The sequence below is a fragment of the Streptomyces sp. NPDC014656 genome, from assembly GCF_043084305.1.
Classification (GTDB): Bacteria; Actinomycetota; Actinomycetes; order Streptomycetales; family Streptomycetaceae; genus Streptomyces.
Map to the genome: position 1 here is coordinate 116,937 of NZ_JBIBZN010000013.1, position 18,165 is coordinate 135,101.

Annotated in this window: 13 protein-coding genes; 6 read left to right on the forward strand and 7 right to left on the reverse strand. The window is 72.4% G+C overall.

Features of this window, described 5'->3' with window-relative positions; translation table 11 throughout:
• Positions 1-2 precede the first annotated feature (2 nt).
• Entirely contained in the window at positions 3-1,511 is a 1,509-nt protein-coding gene (locus ACF1ED_RS26970) for a hypothetical protein (RefSeq protein ID WP_391764681.1), read from the reverse strand.
• A 261-nt stretch (positions 1,512-1,772) separates the two neighbouring features.
• Here ACF1ED_RS26970 and ACF1ED_RS26975 point away from each other — a divergent pair, with 261 nt between their 5' ends.
• Positions 1,773-3,320, forward strand: coding sequence for a recombinase family protein (locus ACF1ED_RS26975; RefSeq protein WP_391764683.1), 1,548 nt, complete (start codon positions 1,773-1,775; stop codon positions 3,318-3,320).
• Between the two features lie 54 nt (positions 3,321-3,374).
• Positions 3,375-5,186, forward strand: coding sequence for a thioredoxin-like domain-containing protein (locus tag ACF1ED_RS26980; protein ID WP_391764685.1), 1,812 nt, complete (start codon positions 3,375-3,377; stop codon positions 5,184-5,186).
• 70 nt (positions 5,187-5,256) lie between these two features.
• Here the strand turns inward: ACF1ED_RS26980 and ACF1ED_RS26985 are convergent, their stop codons facing one another.
• Both ACF1ED_RS26985 and ACF1ED_RS26990 read right to left on the reverse strand, forming a co-directional pair.
• A complete protein-coding gene (locus tag ACF1ED_RS26985) occupies positions 5,257-6,564 on the reverse strand; it encodes a M18 family aminopeptidase (protein ID WP_391764687.1) in 1,308 nt (435 codons plus the stop codon).
• A gap of 236 nt (positions 6,565-6,800) precedes the next feature.
• Positions 6,801-8,630: an acyl-CoA dehydrogenase gene (locus ACF1ED_RS26990; RefSeq protein ID WP_391764689.1), complete on the reverse strand. Its 1,830-nt coding sequence runs from the start codon at positions 8,628-8,630 to the stop codon at positions 6,801-6,803.
• A 155-nt stretch (positions 8,631-8,785) separates the two neighbouring features.
• On the opposite strand from ACF1ED_RS26990, the gene ACF1ED_RS26995 reads away from it, so the two are divergent.
• From ACF1ED_RS26995 to ACF1ED_RS27005, 3 genes are all read left to right on the forward strand, one after another.
• A complete protein-coding gene (locus ACF1ED_RS26995; protein ID WP_391764691.1) occupies positions 8,786-9,286 on the forward strand; it encodes an SseB family protein in 501 nt (166 codons plus the stop codon).
• A gap of 155 nt (positions 9,287-9,441) precedes the next feature.
• Positions 9,442-10,404 carry a pirin family protein gene (locus ACF1ED_RS27000; protein ID WP_391764693.1) on the forward strand — a complete coding sequence of 321 codons (963 nt, stop codon included), beginning with the start codon at positions 9,442-9,444 and terminating at the stop codon, positions 10,402-10,404.
• A 176-nt stretch (positions 10,405-10,580) separates the two neighbouring features.
• A complete protein-coding gene (locus tag ACF1ED_RS27005; protein ID WP_391764694.1) occupies positions 10,581-11,681 on the forward strand; it encodes an AI-2E family transporter in 1,101 nt (366 codons plus the stop codon).
• Here the strand turns inward: ACF1ED_RS27005 and ACF1ED_RS27010 are convergent.
• Positions 11,678-12,490 carry an MBL fold metallo-hydrolase gene (locus tag ACF1ED_RS27010; RefSeq protein ID WP_391764696.1) on the reverse strand — a complete coding sequence of 271 codons (813 nt, stop codon included), beginning with the start codon at positions 12,488-12,490 and terminating at the stop codon, positions 11,678-11,680. The genes ACF1ED_RS27005 and ACF1ED_RS27010 overlap by 4 nt on opposite strands.
• Positions 12,491-12,767: 277 nt before the next feature.
• Positions 12,768-14,930, reverse strand: a complete 2,163-nt coding sequence (locus ACF1ED_RS27015; protein WP_391764698.1) for a SpoIIE family protein phosphatase — start codon at positions 14,928-14,930, stop codon at positions 12,768-12,770.
• 161 nt (positions 14,931-15,091) lie between these two features.
• Between ACF1ED_RS27015 and aspS the strand changes: the two genes are divergently transcribed.
• Positions 15,092-16,909, forward strand: a complete 1,818-nt coding sequence (gene aspS, locus ACF1ED_RS27020; RefSeq protein ID WP_391764700.1) for an aspartate--tRNA ligase — start codon at positions 15,092-15,094, stop codon at positions 16,907-16,909.
• A gap of 62 nt (positions 16,910-16,971) precedes the next feature.
• Here aspS and ACF1ED_RS27025 read toward each other — a convergent pair whose 3' ends face one another.
• Both ACF1ED_RS27025 and ACF1ED_RS27030 read right to left on the reverse strand, forming a co-directional pair.
• Positions 16,972-17,475 (reverse strand): GNAT family N-acetyltransferase, encoded by a 504-nt coding sequence (locus ACF1ED_RS27025; RefSeq protein ID WP_391764702.1) that lies wholly within the window; start codon positions 17,473-17,475, stop codon positions 16,972-16,974.
• Positions 17,472-18,026, reverse strand: a complete 555-nt coding sequence (locus ACF1ED_RS27030; RefSeq protein ID WP_391764704.1) for a hypothetical protein — start codon at positions 18,024-18,026, stop codon at positions 17,472-17,474. Before ACF1ED_RS27030 ends, ACF1ED_RS27025 begins: the two co-directional genes overlap by 4 nt.
• Between the last annotated feature and the right edge of the window lie 139 nt (positions 18,027-18,165).

Here is an 18,165-nt window from a genome sequence, read left to right on the forward strand (position 1 = left end):
GCTCAGGACCTCCGGTTCCCGAGGAGCGCGGCGGCGAGGGCCGCCGGCAGCAGGATCAGCAGCAGCATCACGACGGTCCCCATCTCGCCCGCCTCCTGCCCACGCCGCCGAACCCGCCCCAGGAACCCCTCGCCCGCGAGGGTGGCGGCCCGCCGCGAGGCCTCGGGCGGCGTCTCGGCACGCGACGGAGCGACCGCCCCGCCGGGCACGACCGCCCCGCCGGGCACGACCGCCCCGCCGGGCGTGACCGCCCCACCGGGTGGCACGGCGCCGGGTGGCACGGCTCCAGGCGGTACGGCGCCGGGCCCGGCCTCCACCGCTCCTTCGGCGGCTCCGGCCCCGGCCCCGGCTCCCGCCCCCGCCCCGACGTCCGCCGCGTCCCCGGGAGGCGGCACGGGGTCGGGCGCGGGCGGCCCCACCGGCAGCACCCCCACGGCGGGCGCGGGCACGGCGGCGCCGGCGGCGCCAGGAGCGCCGGCGGCCCCACCGGTCAACGGCCGCGAGCCCGCCCCTCCACCACCACCTCCGCCTGCACCTCCACCGCGACCTCCCCCCTGCCCCCCGCCCCCACGCCCGGCCTCCGCCGCAGCCGCAGCCGTCGGTGCCGGTTCCGGTGTCGGCACCGGGGGCTTCCTCCGCTCCTCCGGCACCGTGAAGGACCCGGTGGACCGTGCGGTGAGCAGCGGTGCGGGGAGGCGCCGGCCACCGGGGTCGTAGGTGGCGATCCGGTCGGTGCCGGTGGCGAGTCCGGCGCTGCGGTGCGTGCCGGGCGGCCGTCGCACGGTCGCGGTGCAGCGCGCGGAGGCGCCGGGGGCGAGCCGGAGCGGCCCGGTGCCGCAGTCGACGTTCCGCCCGGAGAGCCCGAGTCCCGGGTCGGTGACGCGCACGTCGTGCAGGGGCCGGTTGCCGTGGTTGGCGACGGTGTACGTGATGACGGCGGTGCCCGCGCGGGGGGCCGGGGCCACCCGTTCGGCCAGGGTGAGGGCCCCGGCGACGCCCGCGTACCCGGAAGGGGCGGTGGCGGTGAGGGTCCGGCCCAGGGAGGGGATCCCGCCCTCGGCGCGGGCGTCGGCCCGGTGGTCGCCGGGCAGGGCGCGGAAGCGGGCGACGCACTCCATGACGGCGAGCGCGCCGAGCGGCCGCCCGGGGCAGCGGACGGCGCCCGCCGGGACGCCCGGGTCGCGCACCCGGACCCCGTACAGGTCGGCCTCCCCCCGGTTCTCCAGCCGGTACCTCTTCACCACCTCGGCCCCGGCCCGCACGGCGGGCGGCCGCTGGCCGCTGTGGCCACGGGCGTTGACGGTCACGGTCATCCGCAGCGCCTTGTCGCCGGCGCCCCCGGCCCGCGCCGTGCCCTCGCCGCCGAGGACGAGGCAGGGCAGGGCGAGGACCCCGGCGAGGATCCCGGCCCCGACCCGGACGGCCCGCCCAGCCCGGACGGCCCGCCGGTCCCGGACGGCTCGCCTCCCCCGGAAGCACGAGTAGTCCGATGATCTGCCCGCATGCGTCATGCGCCCATGCCACCGCCCCCTTCACCGCCCACCCGCGCCGGGACACGCGGACACCCCCCACCCGGCCCCACCGATCCACCCGTACGCCCGTGGCAGGCCCCTGCTCCCGCGCCCGCGTCCGTGCCCCCGACCTGATCGGCGGGGAGGCCGGAGAAACACCGGAGGCGACGAGCCGATCCTCTCCGATCTGCGCGGAAAGACCATGATTCTCGATTTTTGAAATCGACAACAAACCACCGAACTCGTCGGCATGCTGAGTGTGTGCACCAAGAAACGGTCTGTGACCTGTACCTCCGCCTGTCTCTTGAGCGGGACGGCAAGACCGCAATCGAACGGCAGGAAGCCGACTGCCGTGCCTGGGCCGAACGCAACGGACTGACCGTCCGCAAGGTCCACATGGACAGAGGGCGCTCCGGCTACAAGACCATCGAGCGCAAAGGCTTCGACGCCGCGCTGGCGGCTGTCACGGCGGGCGTCGTGGGCACGCTGATCGTCTGGAGACTGGACCGCCTGTCCCGCAAGGGCATCGGCCAGGTAGGCAAGGTGTTGGACGACATCGAGAAGGCCGGTGGCCGTCTTGTCTCGGTGATGGATGGTCTCGACACCTCGAACGATTCGGCGCGCATGGTCGTGGCGATGCTCGCCGAACTCGCCCGATCCGAGTCGGAGAATCTCGGCACACGCGTCGGCCATGCCAAGCGCTACCTGCGCAGCAAGGGCCGGTGGATCGGCGGACAGCCCCCGTACGGGCTGCTCATCGATCCGCAGACCAAGAAGCTCGTTCACGACCCGGAGCACGCTGTCTACGCCCGTCTGATCGCGGATGAAGCACTCGCCGGAACATCGCTGGTCAAGATCGCCCGATTCCTCAACGAGTACGAGATCCTCTCGCCCAGAGGCGGGCAGTGGAACGCGGCCAGCATCATGCAGCTCCTGCGCTCCCCGGCGTTCGCCGGCCTGATGCCGGAGACCGAGACCGTCAAGACGGACGACGGCGAGCGGAAGTACACGGGCAGGGTCTTCCCGTACCGCGATCCCGAGACTCTGGACACCGTCGAGATCGGCGAGGGGATCATCACGGTCGGAGAGCGTGAACAGATCATCCGCACCCTGGAATCCAGGACGTTCGTACACGCAGGAAAGCGGCGGCCGAAGCCCGAGGCGACGGCGCTGCTCACGGGACTCGTCCACTGCGCGGTCGCCGGCTGCGGTCGTCGGATGCACCGCGTGGGAGGCAGTTACCAGTGCATGGCTCGCCGCGCGGGCAACCAGTGCATCGGAGCATCGGCGCTGGCTGAACCGGTTGACCAGTACGTGACGGAACAGTTCCTCACGAAGCTCCCAGAGCTCGAACCGGACGACCCGCTGCTTGTCGCGATCGCAGATCGCTGGGTGCACCGCGTGGACCCGGAGACCTTCGCGAAACGTGAGGCGCTTACTGCTGAGATCCAGGATGAAGAATCCCGCCTTGCCGACCTGGAGGACGCGCGATACGTGCGCGGTGAGTTCAGTGGCCCCGCAGCCGTGGAGCGCTACAACCGGCTCGCAGAGCGCCTGAGGGGGCGCATCGAAGGGCTTGGCAGCGCTCTTCGTAAGCTCCCCATGCCGTCCGTGGACGTGTCTCCGATGCTCGACGGCCTCACCCTGCGTGAAGCGTGGGCGAATGCGACCAACGAAGACCGGCGGGGTCGGTTGTCACTTGCCATCGACCGAGTTGAAGTGACCAAGGGGGTGCGCGGCCAGCGGATCATTCCAGAGCAGCGCATCCGGATCCAGTGGGCGAAGCCGGGCGCCGACGCCGTCACCTGAGCACCGGGACAGGCCCTTCACGGCCCCTTTGGGAGCGGATGGCAAGCTTGAAGGATGAACGATGCTGCCCCGGCGCCCACCCCCGCGCCCGCACCCCGCAAGCGTGCCCGTGTCCGTGCCCCCGAGCTGATCGGCAAGGGCGGCTGGCTCAACACCGGCGGCAAAGAGCTCACCCTCGCCGATCTGCGAGGTAAGTGCGTTGTTGTGGATTTCTGGACCTTCTGCTGCATCAACTGCCTGCACGTCCTCGACGAGCTGCGGGAGCTGGAGGAGAAGCACCGGGACACGCTCGTGATCGTCGGCGTGCACTCGCCGAAGTTCGTGCACGAGGCGGAGCACCAGGCGGTCGTCGACGCCGTGGAGCGGTACGAGGTGCACCACCCGGTGCTGGACGACCCGGAGCTGGCGACCTGGAAGCAGTACGCCGTGCGGGCGTGGCCGACGCTCGTCGTGATCGACCCCGAGGGGTACGTCGTCGCCCAGCACGCGGGCGAGGGGCACGCCAACGCGATCCGGACGCTGGTGGAGGAGCTGGAGGCGGAGCACGCGGCGAAGGGGACGCTGCGGCGCGGCGACGGGCCGTACGTGCCGCCGGAGCCGGTCGCGACCGATCTGCGGTTCCCGGGGAAGGCGATCGCGCTGCCGGACGGGAACCTCCTGGTCTCCGACACCACCCGGCACCAGCTGGTCGAGCTGGCCGCCGACGGGGAGACCGTGGTGCGGCGGATCGGGGGCGAGGGCGTCTTCCGGGAGCCGCAGGGGCTGACCCTGCTGCCGGACGGGACGGTCGTCGTCGCGGACACCGTGCACCACTCCCTCCAGCGCTTCGACCCGGCGACGGGCGCGGTCGAGCGGATCGCCGGCACCGGGAAGCAGTGGTGGCAGGGGTCGCCGACCTCCGGGCCCGCGCTCGACGTGGACCTGTCCTCGCCGTGGGACGTCGCCTGGTGGCAGGGCAAGGTGTGGATCGCCATGGCCGGCGTGCACCAGCTCTGGACGTACGACCCCGAGTCCGGGACCGTCGCGGTCGCGGCCGGCACGACGAACGAGGGGCTCGTCGACGGGCCGGGCGCCGAGGCGTGGTTCGCGCAGCCGTCCGGGCTCGCCGCCACCGAGGACCGCCTCTGGATCGCCGACTCGGAGACCAGCGCCCTGCGGTACGTCGACACCGACGGGCACGTCCACACCGCCGTCGGCACCGGCCTCTTCGACTTCGGGCACCGGGACGGCGCCGCCGGCCAGGCCCTGCTCCAGCACCCGCTCGGCGTGACGGCCCTGCCCGACGGCTCGGTCGCGGTGTCCGACACCTACAACCACGCCCTGCGCCGCTACGACCCGGCCACCGACGAGGTCACCACCCTCGCCACCGATCTGCGCGAGCCCAGCGACGCGGTCGTCGTCGGGGAGGACGTCGTCGTGGTCGAGTCGGCCCGCCACCGCCTCACCCGGCTGCGCCTCCCCGAGGAGGCCGTGCGGGTGGAGGCGGTCGCGCACCGCACGAAGCGCGAGGCCACCGAGGTCGCGCCCGGCGCCTTCCGCCTGGACGTCGCCTTCCGGGCCCCGACGGGCCAGAAGCTGGACGAGCGGTACGGCCCCTCGACCCGCCTCCTGGTCTCCGCCACCCCGCCGGAGCTGCTGCTCTCCGGCGAGGGCACCGGCACGGACCTCTTCCGCGACCTGGAGCTGAACCCGGCGCTCACCGAGGGCGTCCTGCACGTCTCCGCGATGGCCGCGTCCTGCGACGACGACCCCGCCAACGAGTACCCGGCCTGCCACGTCCACCAGCAGGACTGGGGCGTCCCGGTGAGGCTCACGGAAGACGGCGCGACCCGCCTCCCGCTGATCCTGGCCGGGCTGGACGCCTGACCCGGGCGCGTACGGACACGGAGGAGGGCCCCGCTCGACCGGCGAGCGGGGCCCTCCTCCGTACCGGCGCTCAGCCCTCCAGGAACGCCGTCAGGGCGTTGGCGAGGAGGTAGGGGTCCTCGGCGCCGCAGAGTTCGCGGGCGCTGTGCATGGAGAGGATCGCGACGCCGATGTCGACGGTGGTGATGCCGTGGCGGGCGGCCGTGATGGGGCCGATCGTGGTGCCGCAGGGCATGTCGTTGTTGGAGACGAACGACTGCCACGGCACGCCCGCCTTCTCGCACGCGGCGGCGAAGAGGGCGCGGCCGGTGCCGTCGGTGGCGTACCGCTGGTTGACGTTGACCTTGAGGATCGGGCCGCCGTTGACGCGCGGGTGGTGCGTCGGGTCGTGGCGCTCCGCGTAGTTGGGGTGGACGGCGTGGCCGGTGTCGGAGGAGAGGCAGACCGTGCCGGCGAAGGCGCGGGCGCGGTCCTCGTAGCCGCCGCCGCGGGCGTAGACGGAGCGCTCCAGGACGGTGCCGAGGAGGGGGCCCTGGGCGCCGGTGTCGGCCTCGGAGCCGTTCTCCTCGTGGTCGAAGGCGGCGAGGACCGGGATGTACGGGAGGTCGTCGCGGCCGGCGACGGCGGTGAGCGCGGCGACGGCGGCGTGCACGGACAGCAGGTTGTCCATGCGGGGGCCGGCGACGAGTTCGCGGTCGCGGCCGAGGTAGGCGGGGGCGTCGACGGCGTGGACCATGAGGTCCCAGCCGGCCACGTCCTCGGCGTCGACGCCGGCCTCGCCGGCGACGAACTCGACGAGGTCGCCCTCGCGGACCTCGCCGGTGCCCCACACGGGCTGCATGTGGCGCTGGCGGTCGAGCTTGAGCCCGTCGTTGGCGCCGCGGTCGAGGTGGATGGCGAGCTGCGGGACGCGCAGCAGCGGCCGGTCGACGTTCACCAGGCGGTGGCTGCCGTCGCGGAGGGTGAGGCGTCCGGCGAGGCCGAGGTCGCGGTCGAGCCAGGTGTTGAGGAGGGTGCCGCCGTAGATCTCCACGGCGATCTGCCGCCAGCCCTGGTTGCCCATGTCGGGGCGGGGCTTGACGCGGAGGTTGGGGGAGTCGGTGTGGGCGCCGACGATCCGGTACGGGGTGTGCGGGGCGGCGCCCTCGGGCACGTACCACGCGATGATCGCGCCGCCGCGGGTCACGAACTTCCCGCCGCTCGTCCCGTCCCACGCCGCGGTCTCCTCGACCCGGCGGAAGCCCGCCTTCTCCAGCCGCTCCGCGGTGTTGGCGACCGCGTGGTACGGCGACGGGGAGGCCGCGAGGAAGGACATCAGGTCATCGGTGTGGCCGGGTCCGAAGGGTGCGGACGCCGGTCGGGAGGCTGCGCTGCTCATGCGTCCCACCTTACGCAGCCCGGCCGGGGCCCTTTCCCGGTGCCGGGCGGGCCGTGCGGGACCCCGCGCGCACGCCGGAGCACCCGCCCGCGGAGCCCGTACCTCTCGCCCCCGCGGCGGCCGTCCCCGGGAAAGGCGGAACGGCTCGCCCCCTCACCGGAAAAGGCGGAACGGCCCGCCCCCCTCCCCGGGGACGGGCCGTTCCAGTAGGACGTGGTGCGTTCGGTACCGGAGTACTAGAACGCGGCCTCGTCCAGGTCCATGAGGCCGCCGTCCACGCCGTCGGCGAGGAGGCGCTCGGTGGAGACGCCGGGCAGGACGTTCGCGGCGAAGAACTTCGCGGCGGCGATCTTGCCCTGGTAGAAGGCGGTGTCCTTGCCGGCGGTGCCGGCCGCGAGCTTCTCGGCCGCGACGGCCGCGCCCTTGAGCAGCAGGTAGCCGACGACGACGTCGCCGGAGACCATGAGCAGGCGGGTGGTGTTGAGGCCGACCTTGTAGATGTTCTTGACGTCCTCGCCGGTGGCGGTGAGGTCGGTGATCATCCTGCCGACGATCGCCTCCAGGTCGACGGCCGCCTTGGCGAGCGCGTCGCGGGCGCCGGCCAGCTCCTCGCCGCCGGTGCCGACCGCGAGGAACTTCTTGATCTCCTCGGAGAGGGTGTTCAGGGCGGCGCCCTGGTCGCGGACGATCTTCCGGAAGAAGAAGTCCTGGCCCTGGATGGCGGTGGTGCCCTCGTAGAGGGTGTCGATCTTGGAGTCCCGGATGTACTGCTCGATCGGGTACTCCTGGAGGAAGCCGGAGCCGCCGAAGGTCTGGAGCGACTGCGCGAGCTGCTCGTAGCCCTTCTCGGAGCCGTAGCCCTTCACGATCGGCAGGAGCAGGTCGTTGAGGCCGTGGAGCGCCTTCGCGTCCTCGCCGGCCGCCTCGGCGACCTGGATGGCGTCCTGCACGGAGGCCGTGTAGAGGACGAGGGAGCGCATGCCCTCGGCGTACGCCTTCTGCGTCATCAGCGAGCGGCGGACGTCGGGGTGGTGCGTGATGGTGACCTTGGGCGCGGCCTTGTCCATGAAGTCGGCCAGGTCGGTGCCCTGGACGCGCTCCTTGGCGTACTCCAGGGCGTTGAGGTAGCCCGTGGAGAGGGTGGAGATCGCCTTCGTGCCGACCATCATGCGGGCGAACTCGATGATGAGGAACATCTGGCGGATGCCGTCGTGCTTGTCGCCGATGAGCCAGCCCTTGGCGGGGTGCTTGTCGCCGAAGGTCATCTCGCACGTGTTGGAGGCCTTGAGGCCCATCTTGTGCTCGACGTTGGTGGCGTAGACGCCGTTGCGGGCGCCGAGCTCGCCGGTCTCCCAGTCGAACTCGTACTTCGGGACGAGGAAGAGGCTCAGGCCCTTGGTGCCGGGGCCGGCGCCCTCGGGGCGGGCGAGGACGTAGTGGAGGATGTTCTCCTCCATGTCGTGCTCACCGGAGGTGATGAAGCGCTTGACGCCCTCGATGTGCCAGGAGCCGTCCTCCTGCTGGACGGCCTTGGTGCGGCCGGCGCCGACGTCCGAGCCGGCGTCGGGCTCGGTGAGGACCATGGTGGAGCCCCAGCGGCGCTCGACGGCGATCTGGGCGGCCTTCTTCTGCTGCTCGTTGCCCTCGGTGTAGAGGATGCCGGCGAAGGCGGGGCCGGAGGAGTACATCCAGATGGCCGGGTTGGAGCCGAGGAGCAGCTCCGCGTAGGCCCAGATGAGGGAGCGCGGGGAGACCGTGCCGCCGATCTCCTCGGGGATGCCCAGGCGCCAGTACTCGGACTCCATGAAGGCGTTGTACGAGGCCTTGAAGGTCGCCGGGACCGGGGCGGTGTTGGTCTCGGGGTCGAAGACCGGCGGGTTGCGGTCGGCGTCGGCGAAGGACTCGGCCAGCTCGTTCTCGGCGAGGCGGCGGATCTCGTCGAGGATGCTCTTGGCGGTCTCGACGTCCATCTCCTCGAACGGACCGGTGCCGTACACCTTGTCGCGGCCGAGCACCTCGAAGAGGTTGAACTCGATGTCGCGGAGATTCGACTTGTAGTGCCCCATGGCGACGGCTCCGTAAAGATCGGGGAGGGTTCCTCGTACCGAGGGCCACCCGCTTCCTACTCACGGGTAGCGCACTCTTCTCTCCGATGATGCTACCCACCGGTAATAAGAGCAACCCCTACCGGGCGATCTGTGACGCAGTAGGCTCGTGGCCCATGTACGGCTACGAGCAGAATCCGGGTGCGCAGCAGCAGTACGGGATGCCCGGGGGCATGCAGGGCGGGATGCCGAACGGCATGCAGGGCGGGGTTCCCGGCGGGTACGGCCAGCAGCAGGCCCCGCTCTATCCCGAGCCCTCGCCGCCCTCCCTCGCCGACGCCGTACGCGCCTTCACCACGGGCACCCTGGCCGCCGAGGACTTCCAGCAGATCTTCGCGACCTCGAAGGTCTACTGCCCGCGCGGCGACAACCCCGGCTTCCTCGCCCTGCACAACACCCAGCAGCCGGTGATCCCGATGTTCACCACGCTGAAGGAGCTGCGGCGGTACGCGGGCAAGGAGTCGAAGTACTTCGTGATCACCGGCGCGGAGGTGATCGACCTCCTGCCCACCGGCTACGGCTTCGTGCTCGACATGGAGGGCGACCACCGGATGGTCTTCGACGCGAAGGCCGTGGAGCAGATGGTGGACTTCGCGATGCGGCGGATGTACGGCTGACCCCATCCTGAGACCAGGGAGAGCGCCCGGGAGGAATTCCTCCCGGGCGTTCCGCGTTCCGGGTGGCAAGAAGTTCAGCATTCAACTAAAGTGAGGGTACGAGGACAGGCCGCGAAGGCCACCGAGCCCTCAGGCCGCACCAAGGAGGTCCCGCCATGCCCGCCGTGACTGTCGAGAACCCGCTCACCCTGCCGCGCGTCGTCGCCCCGGCCGACGCCGCCCCGCGCCCCGTGCTCGCCGTCACCACGGCCCCCCAGGGCTTCGAGGGCGAGGGCTTCCCGGTCCGCCGGGCCTTCGCGGGGATCAACTACCAGTACCTCGACCCGTTCATCATGATGGACCAGATGGGCGAGGTGGAGTACGCGCCGGGCGAGCCCAAGGGCACCCCCTGGCACCCGCACCGCGGCTTCGAGACCGTCACCTACATCGTCGACGGCACCTTCGACCACCAGGACTCCAACGGCGGCGGCGGCACCATCACCAACGGCGACACCCAGTGGATGACGGCCGGCTCCGGCCTCCTCCACATCGAGGCGCCGCCGGAGTCCCTCGTCGTGTCCGGCGGCCTCTTCCACGGCCTCCAGCTGTGGGTCAACCTGCCCGCCTCCGACAAGATGATGGCCCCCCGCTACCAGGACATCCGCGGCGGCCAGGTCCAGCTCCTCACCTCCCCCGACGGCGGCGCGCTGCTCCGCGTCATCGCCGGCGAGCTCGACGGGCACCAGGGCCCCGGCATCACCCACACCCCGATCACGATGATCCACGCCACCCTGCGCCCCGGCGCCGAGATCACCCTGCCCTGGCGCGAGGACTTCAACGGCCTCGCCTACGTCATGGCCGGCCGCGGCACCGTCGGCGCCGAGCACCGCCCGATCCACCTCGGGCAGACCGCCGTCTTCGGGCAGGGAGGCTCGCTGACCGTCCGCGCCGACGAGAAGCAGGACTCGCACACCCCGGACCTGGAGGTCGTCCTCCTCGGCGGCCGGCCGATCCGCGAGCCCATGGCCCACTACGGCCCCTTCGTGATGAACACTCAGGCCGAACTCCGCCAGGCCTTCGAGGACTTCCAGGCGGGCCGCCTCGGCACCGTCCCGGCGGTCCACGGGATGGGCGAGTAGGCGATCGGGCGAGTGGCCGGGACGCGCGGGGAGCGCCGGGGGACGCGAGGCGCGCGAGGAGCGCGAGGCGCGTAAGAAGCGCGAGGAACGCGAGGACGTGACGGCCCGTCGCCCGGACGGCCCGTCATGTCCGCGTTTCCTCCCGTTTCCTTCTATTGATGTGATCTTATGGACGGGTGGAGACGAGCCGAACCCCCCTGCTTCCCGAACCCGCCCGGAAGCTCGCCGCCTGGTGCGGCGTCGTCCTCCTCGTCGCGGCCGTCGCCGCCGTCTTCATCTGGCTCTGCGTGGTCTTCAAGGCCGCCGTGACCCCGGTGCTGCTCGCCATCCTCGGGACCGCGCTGCTCGGACCGCTCTACCGGCGGCTGCTGCGGATGAAGGTCAGCAAGTCCCTCGCCGCCGCCGTCACCGTCCTCGCCGTGCTCCTGGTCGTCGGCGGAGCCACGTACATCGTGGTCGCCGCGCTGATCGAGACCGGGGACCAGATCCTCGCCTCGCTGCGGCAGTCCGCCATCGACATCGCCGAGCACTTCGGGGCCGCCGGGACCTCCCTGGAGGACCTGGCCGACAACGCCAAGAGCCTGCTGGAGAAGTTCGGCGGGACCGCCGCCTCCGGCGTGATCTCCGGGCTCAGCGTGGTCGGGCAGATGCTCGCCACCGCCGTCCTCGCCCTCCTCCTGATCTTCTTCTTCCTCCGCGACTCCGACCGCGCCGCCGGCTCCCTGCGCTCCCTCGTCCCGGCCGGCACCGGCGACACCGCCGAAGCCATGGCCCGCCGCGCCTTCGAGGCCGTCGAGGGCTTCATGCGCGGCACCACGCTCGTCGCCCTCGTCGACGCGGTCCTCATCGGCGTCGGCCTGCTCGTGCTCCAGGTGCCCGGGGCCGTCGGGCTCGCCGCGCTCGTCTTCGTCACCGCCTACATCCCCTACCTGGGCGCCTTCCTCTCCGGCGCGGTCGCCGTCCTCGTCGCCCTCGCCGACCGCGGCTTCGTCATCGCCCTGTGGGTGCTGGGCGTCGTCCTCGCCGTCCAGGTCATCGAGGGCAACGTCCTCCAGCCGATGGTCCAGAGCCGCACCGTCCAGATGCACCCGGCGGCCGTCATGCTGGCCATCACCGCCGGCGCCTCGGTGGCCGGCGTCCTCGGCATGCTCCTCGCCGTCCCCCTGACGGCCGCCGCCACCGGCGTGCTCGGCGAACTCCGCGCCCGGTACGGCTCCCGCGCGGAAGCGGGGGAGGGAGGACCGGGGCCGGGAGCCGAAGCGGGAGAGGCCGGCTAGACCGCCGCCGCGCCCGGCTCGAAGGACTTCTGCATGGCCTCCAGGGCCGCCTGGTCGGGGCCGACGAAGGGGTCGGAGTCCGGCACGGCCGCCAGCGTCGCTAGCATCCGGTCCGTCATCCGCACGGCGGGCGGCAGATGGGTGCAGAGCACGATCTCCGGGTCCATCGCCCGCATCCCGTCCAGGGTCGCCCGGTACTTCTCCGCGTCCACCAGGTGCACCCACGGGCTGTCGATCGTCGCCCACATCGTCTGCGCCGCCGCCAGGTCCTCCGGCTTCAGGTCGCTCGCGTGCCCGCTCTCGGCGAGTTCGGCGGTCGGCATGGGGCCGCCGAAGCAGTCCGAGCTGAAGCAGATCCGGGTCCGGTCGTCGTAGAGGCCGACGGTGGCCGGATTGTCGAAGAGCGGCGGGCGGAAGGCGTGCAGGGCGCGGTCGCCGACGTCCAGGGACTGCCCCGGGTTGAGGAAGTACACCCGGTCCATCGGCAGCGCCCGCTCGGTCGTCATCTCCCCGGCGCCCAGGAACGTCGTCACCACGCGCGCGTGCGGGGCGGCCTCCAGCAGGGCGAAGACCCCGCCCGTGTGGTCCTTGTCCGGGTGGGTGAGCCAGATCCAGCGCACCTCGGCGGGGTCGATCACCTCGCCGAGCGCGGTGAGGAAGTCCCGGTCCTGGAGGGAGAGACCGGTGTCGACGACGACGGGTTCGGCGGCCGTGACGACATAGGCGTTCACCGGCAGGTGACCGATTCCCGGCGCTTCCAGGCTGTCGGCCAGGACGGTGGTGTCACTGCCGACCTTGTGGATGTCCATGGCGAGCTCCGTGCTCCCCCCGGCGGCCGTACCCCACCAGTCTCCGCCGTACGGGTGAACGGCGCGCGGCGGAGGGGGCACGGATTCCGCCGGGGCGGCGACGGGGGCGGCGGGGGCGATGAGGGCTCGGCCGGGTTGGCGGTGGGGGCGGTACGGGCTCGGCCGGGGCGGCGACGGGGGCCGTACGGGCTCCGCCGGGGCCGTCACGGGGAGGGCGGGCTCCGCGGGGGCGGGCCCGTGCCACGCGCGCGCGTGCACCGGGCGGGGGCGGGGAGGGCTACCCGCAGCACCCCTCCGGCCCCGTCGGCTCCGTCAGTTCGAACCAGATGGTCTTGCCCTCGCCGCGCGGCTCGACGCCCCACGCGTCGGCCAGCATCTCCATCAGGACCAGGCCGCGCCCGCTGGACGCCATCTCGCCCGGGTGCCGCTTGTGCGGGAGCTCGTCGCTCGCGTCGGAGACCTCGACGCGCAGTCGGCGGGCCTTCTCGCCGCAGGCGACCTCCGCGATCAGGAGGGCGTCGCCGTCCGTGTGGACCAGCACGTTCGTGACCATCTCGGAGACCATCAGGACCGCCGCGTCCAGCTGGTCCCCGTCGGTCCAGTCGTGCAGCAGCTGCCGCACCTGCTCGCGCGCCTCCGCGATCCGCTCCGGCTCGGCCTGGGCGATCGTCATCAGGGTGCGGCGCGGGGTCTCCCGCACCGCCGTGGCCGGCCGGCGGGAGAGCAGCAGGACGGCGATGTCGTCCTCGCGCCGGTCGGCGAGCGGCCCGGTGGTGTGGTGGGAGCCGGGCCCGTGGACGGCGTCCACCAGGGTGTCGGCCAGCTCCTCCAGGTCGTCGCCCCGGTGCTGCTCCAGGAGCCGCTTGGCCCGCTCCCAGCCGCTGTCGAGGTCGTGCCCGCCGGTCTCCAGGAGCCCGTCGGTGCAGATCATCAGCGTCTCGCCGGGGTCCAGCGTCAGCCGGGTGGTCGGGTAGTCGGTGTCGGGGTCGATGCCGAGCGGCAGCCCGCCGGCCGTCGGCCTGAGCAGGACCGTTCCGTCGACCATCCGCACCGCCGGGTCCGGGTGGCCCGCGCGGGCGATGTCCACCGTCCCCGTCTCCAGGTCCACCTCCAGGTACAGGCAGGTCGCGAAGCGCGGCCCGCCGCCCGCGGCCTCCGCCCCGGCCCCGCCGGAGCCGTCCGCCCCGTCGTACCCGTCGTGCCCGTCGTTCACCCCGTACAGGAACCGCGAGGCCCGCGACAGCACCGCGTCCGGCCGGTGGCCCTCGGAGGCGTACGCCCGCAGCGCGATCCGCAGCTGCCCCATCAGCGCCGCGGCCCGCACGTCGTGCCCCTGGACGTCCCCGATGACCAGCGCGATCCGGCCGGCGCCGCCGCCCGCCGAGCCGCCCCTCCCGCCGGGCAGCCGGATCATGTCGTACCAGTCGCCGCCCACCTGGAGCCCGCCGCCGGTCGGCACGTACCGCGCCGCCACCCGGATCCCGGGGATCCCCGGCCCGAGCACCGGCATCATCGTGCGCTGGAGCCCCAGCGACAGCTCGCGCTCCGACTCCGCGACGCCGGCGCGCGCCAGCGCCTGCGCCAGCATCCGCGCCACCGTCGTCAGCACCGACCGCTCGTCCGGCGTGAAGGCCACCTGGTGCTTGAAGGCCGCCATCCAGGCGCCCATCGTCCGCCCGGCCACCACCAGCGGCACGAAGGCCCACGACTGCCGCTCGAAGGGCTCCGCCAGCGGCCACGTCATCGGGAAGCGGCGCCGGTACTCCTCCGGGGACGGCAGGTAGATCGCCCGCCCGGTGCGCACCACCTCCGCCGCCGGATAGTCGGTCGCCAGCGACATCGAGGTGAAGGGGCCCTCGTCGCCGTCCCGCTGCCCGTGGTGCCCGATCACGGTCAGCCGCTCGCCCGACATCCCGAAGACCGCCAGGCCGTCCGGCGAGAAGCCCGGCATCGACAGCGAGGCCGCGACCCGCAGCACCTCGGCCGTCGACCGCGCCTCCGCCAGCGCCCGTCCCGCGTCCAGCAGGAAGGCCTCGCGCGAGCGCCGCCAGTCGCCGGTGATCGGCGTGTGCGGCCCGGCCGTCCCCGGCTGCGGCTCCGCCACCTCCTGGAGGGTGCCGACCAGCTGGTAGTCGCCGCCGTCGATCAGCGGCTTGGACCGGCTCCGTACCGTACGGACCACCCGGCCCCGCTCGTCCATGATCCGCAGACGGGCCTCGGCGAGCGTGCCCTCGGCCACCGCGAGGTTGACCACGCCGTCGATCTCGTTCCAGTCCACCGGGTGGAAGCGGGACCGCACCGCCGCCTCGCTGAGCCGCACCGGCTCGGCGGGCAGCCCGAGCAGCCGGGCGGCCTCGGCGTCGAGCGAGACGATCCCGGAAGCGTTGTCCCAGCGCCACAGGCCCGTGGCGATCGCGGCCAGGACGTCCTCGGTGCGCATTGCCCTACTTTATGAATATCGGACACCGGGCCGCCACTGTGCCCCCACCGGGTGCCACCGACGGTAATCGAATCGCGATCTTGGGCCGGCCGGTAGGCTGGGATGGCCTCGACCCTGTCAAGGCCCACTACTCTCCGATCCCGAAGACTGGATGAACGACGATGCATCGGTACAGGTCCCACACCTGCGGCGAGCTCCGCGCCTCTGACGTCGGCACCGACGTCCGGCTGAGCGGCTGGCTGCACAATCGGCGCGACCTGGGCGGCATCCTCTTCATCGATCTGCGCGACCACTACGGCATCACGCAGCTCGTCGCCCGCCCCGGCACCCCGGCGGCCGAGGTCCTCGACAAGCTGACCAAGGAGACGGTCGTCCGCGTCGACGGCAAGGTCGTCTCGCGCGGTGCCGACAACGTGAACCCCGAGCTCGCCACCGGCGAGATCGAGATCGAGGCCGCCGAGGTCGAGGTCCTGGGGGCCGCCCAGCAGATCCCCTTCACCATCAACGCCGACGACGGCGTCAACGAGGAGCGGCGCCTGGAGTACCGCTTCCTCGACCTGCGCCGCGAGCGCATGCACCGCAACATCATGCTGCGCTCCGCCGTCATCGCCTCCATCCGCTCCAAGATGGTGGCCCTCGGCTTCAACGAGATGGCGACCCCGATCCTCACCGCGACCTCCCCCGAGGGCGCCCGTGACTTCGTCGTCCCGTCCCGCCTCAACCCGGGCAAGTTCTACGCGCTCCCGCAGGCCCCGCAGCAGTTCAAGCAGCTGCTGATGATCTCGGGCTTCGACCGCTACTTCCAGATCGCGCCCTGCTTCCGCGACGAGGACGCCCGCGCCGACCGCTCGCCCGGCGAGTTCTACCAGCTCGACGTCGAGATGAGCTTCGTCGAGCAGGAGGACGTCTTCCAGCCCATCGAGAAGCTCATGACCGAGCTCTTCGAGGAGTTCGGCGGCGGCCGCCACGTCACCTCCCCCTTCCCGCGGATCCCGTTCCGCGAGTCGATGCTCAAGTACGGCAACGACAAGCCGGACCTGCGCACCGACCTCGAACTCGTCGACATCTCCGACGTGTTCGAGGCCTCGGAGTTCAAGGCCTTCGCGGGCAAGCACGTCCGCGCCCTGGCCGTCCCGGACACGGGCGACCAGCCGCGCAAGTTCTTCGACCAGCTCGGCGACTTCGCCGTCTCGCTCGGCGCGAAGGGCCTGGCCTGGGTCCGCGTCGGCGAGGGCGGCGCCCTCACCGGCCCGATCGCCAAGTTCCTCACCGAGGAGAACGTCAAGGTCCTCACCGAGCGCCTCGGCCTGGAGCCGGGCCACGCGGTCTTCTTCGGCGCGGGCGAGTTCGACGAGGTCTCCAAGATCATGGGCCCGGTCCGGGTCGAGGCCGCCAAGCGCGCCGGCCGGTTCGAGGAGAACGTCTTCCGCTTCGCGTGGATCGTCGACTTCCCGATGTACGAGAAGGACGAGGAGACCGGCAAGATCGACTTCTCGCACAACCCCTTCTCCATGCCCCAGGGCGGCCTGGAGGCCCTGGAGACCAAGGACCCGCTGGACGTCCTCGGCTGGCAGTACGACATCGTCTGCAACGGCATCGAGCTCTCCTCCGGCGCCATCCGGAACCACGAGCCCGACATCATGTTCAAGGCCTTCGAGATCGCCGGCTACAGCCGCGAGACCGTCGAGACCGAGTTCGCCGGCATGCTCCGCGCCTTCCAGTTCGGCGCCCCGCCGCACGGTGGCATCGCCCCCGGCGTCGACCGCATCGTCATGCTCCTCGCCGACGAGCCCAACATCCGCGAGACCATCGCCTTCCCGCTCAATGGCAACGCCCAGGACCTCATGATGGGCGCCCCCACCGAGCTGGACGAGACCCGCCTGCGCGAGCTGAACATCCAGCTCCGCAAGCCGGTCGAGAAGAAGCCCGCGGGCGACCGCCCGGTCACGGAGTCGGTCCACCCGGACGCGGCGCGCTGACCCCGACGCGTGGGTGAGGGGCCCGGGATCCGTGACTCACGGATCCCGGGCCCCTCGCACGTTCACCCCACGGGCAGCTCCCACCGCACCTCGCCGTCGTGCGTCTCGTCCGTGGGTACGAGCCCGGCGGCGCGGGCGACGGCGGCGGAGGCGGCGTGCCCGGGATGCACGTGGGCGACGACGGTACGCACCCGGGGCCGCAGCCACCCGACGAGCGCGCGGGCCGCCTCGGAGGCGTACCCCCGCCCCTGCCAGGCCGTCCCGACCACCCAGGCGACCTCGGCGCCGTCCCCGACGACGGTCGCCTGCACGGTCCCCGCGAGCCGCCCTCCGTCGCGCTCCCGCACCACCCAGTTGCACCAGCTGGTCCCGGCCTCCGGCGCCCCGGCCCCCCACCGCACGTACCGCGCCCGCAACTCCTCCAGGCTCTCCGGCGCACCCCCGATGAACCGGTGCAGCGCCGGATCCCCGAGCACCCCGGCCATTTCCTCGGCGTGCCCGACCTCCAGCGGCACGAGCTCCAGCCGCTCGGTGTGGATCGCTTCGACGGCCGTCCTGCCCGTCATCCCTTGCCCCGCTCTCCTTGAGTCCGCAGTGCCGCCGCCGTCGGGTTTCCATGGGCGTGGGCCCTGAGGAACACGCCCGCCAGTGCTGCCGCTTCCTCCTTGGTGGGGGCGGGGGCCGGGGCGGTTCTCGTGCCGTCGGCGGCCGTGGCCGTCCAGGTCCAGGTGTCGTCGGAGGGGGAGAGCTCCGCGCGGCCGCCGAAGAGGGCGAGGGTGGTGGTGCCGGGGGCGGGGCGGGTCACCGCGTCCGGCCATTTCTTGCGGGCGCCCTGGCGGGTGATGCCCCAGACGGCGCCCAGTTGCTCGTAGCTCGCGCCGTACGAGCCGGCCGTGCCGGCGGCGACGGCGGTGAGGCGCTTGACCTCCTGGTCGACCACCTTCCAGGCGGCGAGGACGGAGAGGGCGATGTCCACCGGCTCGCCGTGCCACATCCCCTCCTCGGGCTGCCCGGTCGCGCGGGCGCGGAGGGTGGCGGCGAGGGGGTTCAGGGCCTCGTAGAGGGCGGATTCGAGGCCGGTCAGTTCTTCCGCGGGAAGCTGCTCCGAGAACGTCATGCGACAACTGTAGTTTACGAAGCCGGTCCATGGGAACTTTTGTTTACATGAATCTCGTGTCGTGGTCGTCCGCCTTCGCCGTCACACCTCCGCCGCCCGCTCCGTCACCCCGGTGTACGGCCCCTCCCCGGGGCCTCGA

What these genes read in the sequence shown, in the direction of transcription:
- ACF1ED_RS26970 (WP_391764681.1), bottom strand. Translation starts at nt 1,511, where the DNA reads ATGACGCATGCGGGCAGATCATCGGACTACTCGTGCTTCCGGGGGAGG.
- ACF1ED_RS26980 (WP_391764685.1), top strand. Translation starts at nt 3,375, where the DNA reads ATGAACGATGCTGCCCCGGCGCCCACCCCCGCGCCCGCACCCCGCAAG.
- ACF1ED_RS26985 (WP_391764687.1), bottom strand. Translation starts at nt 6,564, where the DNA reads ATGAGCAGCGCAGCCTCCCGACCGGCGTCCGCACCCTTCGGACCCGGC.
- ACF1ED_RS26990 (WP_391764689.1), bottom strand. Translation starts at nt 8,630, where the DNA reads ATGGGGCACTACAAGTCGAATCTCCGCGACATCGAGTTCAACCTCTTC.
- ACF1ED_RS26995 (WP_391764691.1), top strand. Translation starts at nt 8,786, where the DNA reads ATGTACGGCTACGAGCAGAATCCGGGTGCGCAGCAGCAGTACGGGATG.
- ACF1ED_RS27000 (WP_391764693.1), top strand. Translation starts at nt 9,442, where the DNA reads ATGCCCGCCGTGACTGTCGAGAACCCGCTCACCCTGCCGCGCGTCGTC.
- ACF1ED_RS27010 (WP_391764696.1), bottom strand. Translation starts at nt 12,490, where the DNA reads ATGGACATCCACAAGGTCGGCAGTGACACCACCGTCCTGGCCGACAGC.
- ACF1ED_RS27015 (WP_391764698.1), bottom strand. Translation starts at nt 14,930, where the DNA reads ATGCGCACCGAGGACGTCCTGGCCGCGATCGCCACGGGCCTGTGGCGC.
- aspS (WP_391764700.1), top strand. Translation starts at nt 15,092, where the DNA reads ATGCATCGGTACAGGTCCCACACCTGCGGCGAGCTCCGCGCCTCTGAC.
- ACF1ED_RS27025 (WP_391764702.1), bottom strand. Translation starts at nt 17,475, where the DNA reads ATGACGGGCAGGACGGCCGTCGAAGCGATCCACACCGAGCGGCTGGAG.
- ACF1ED_RS27030 (WP_391764704.1), bottom strand. Translation starts at nt 18,026, where the DNA reads ATGACGTTCTCGGAGCAGCTTCCCGCGGAAGAACTGACCGGCCTCGAA.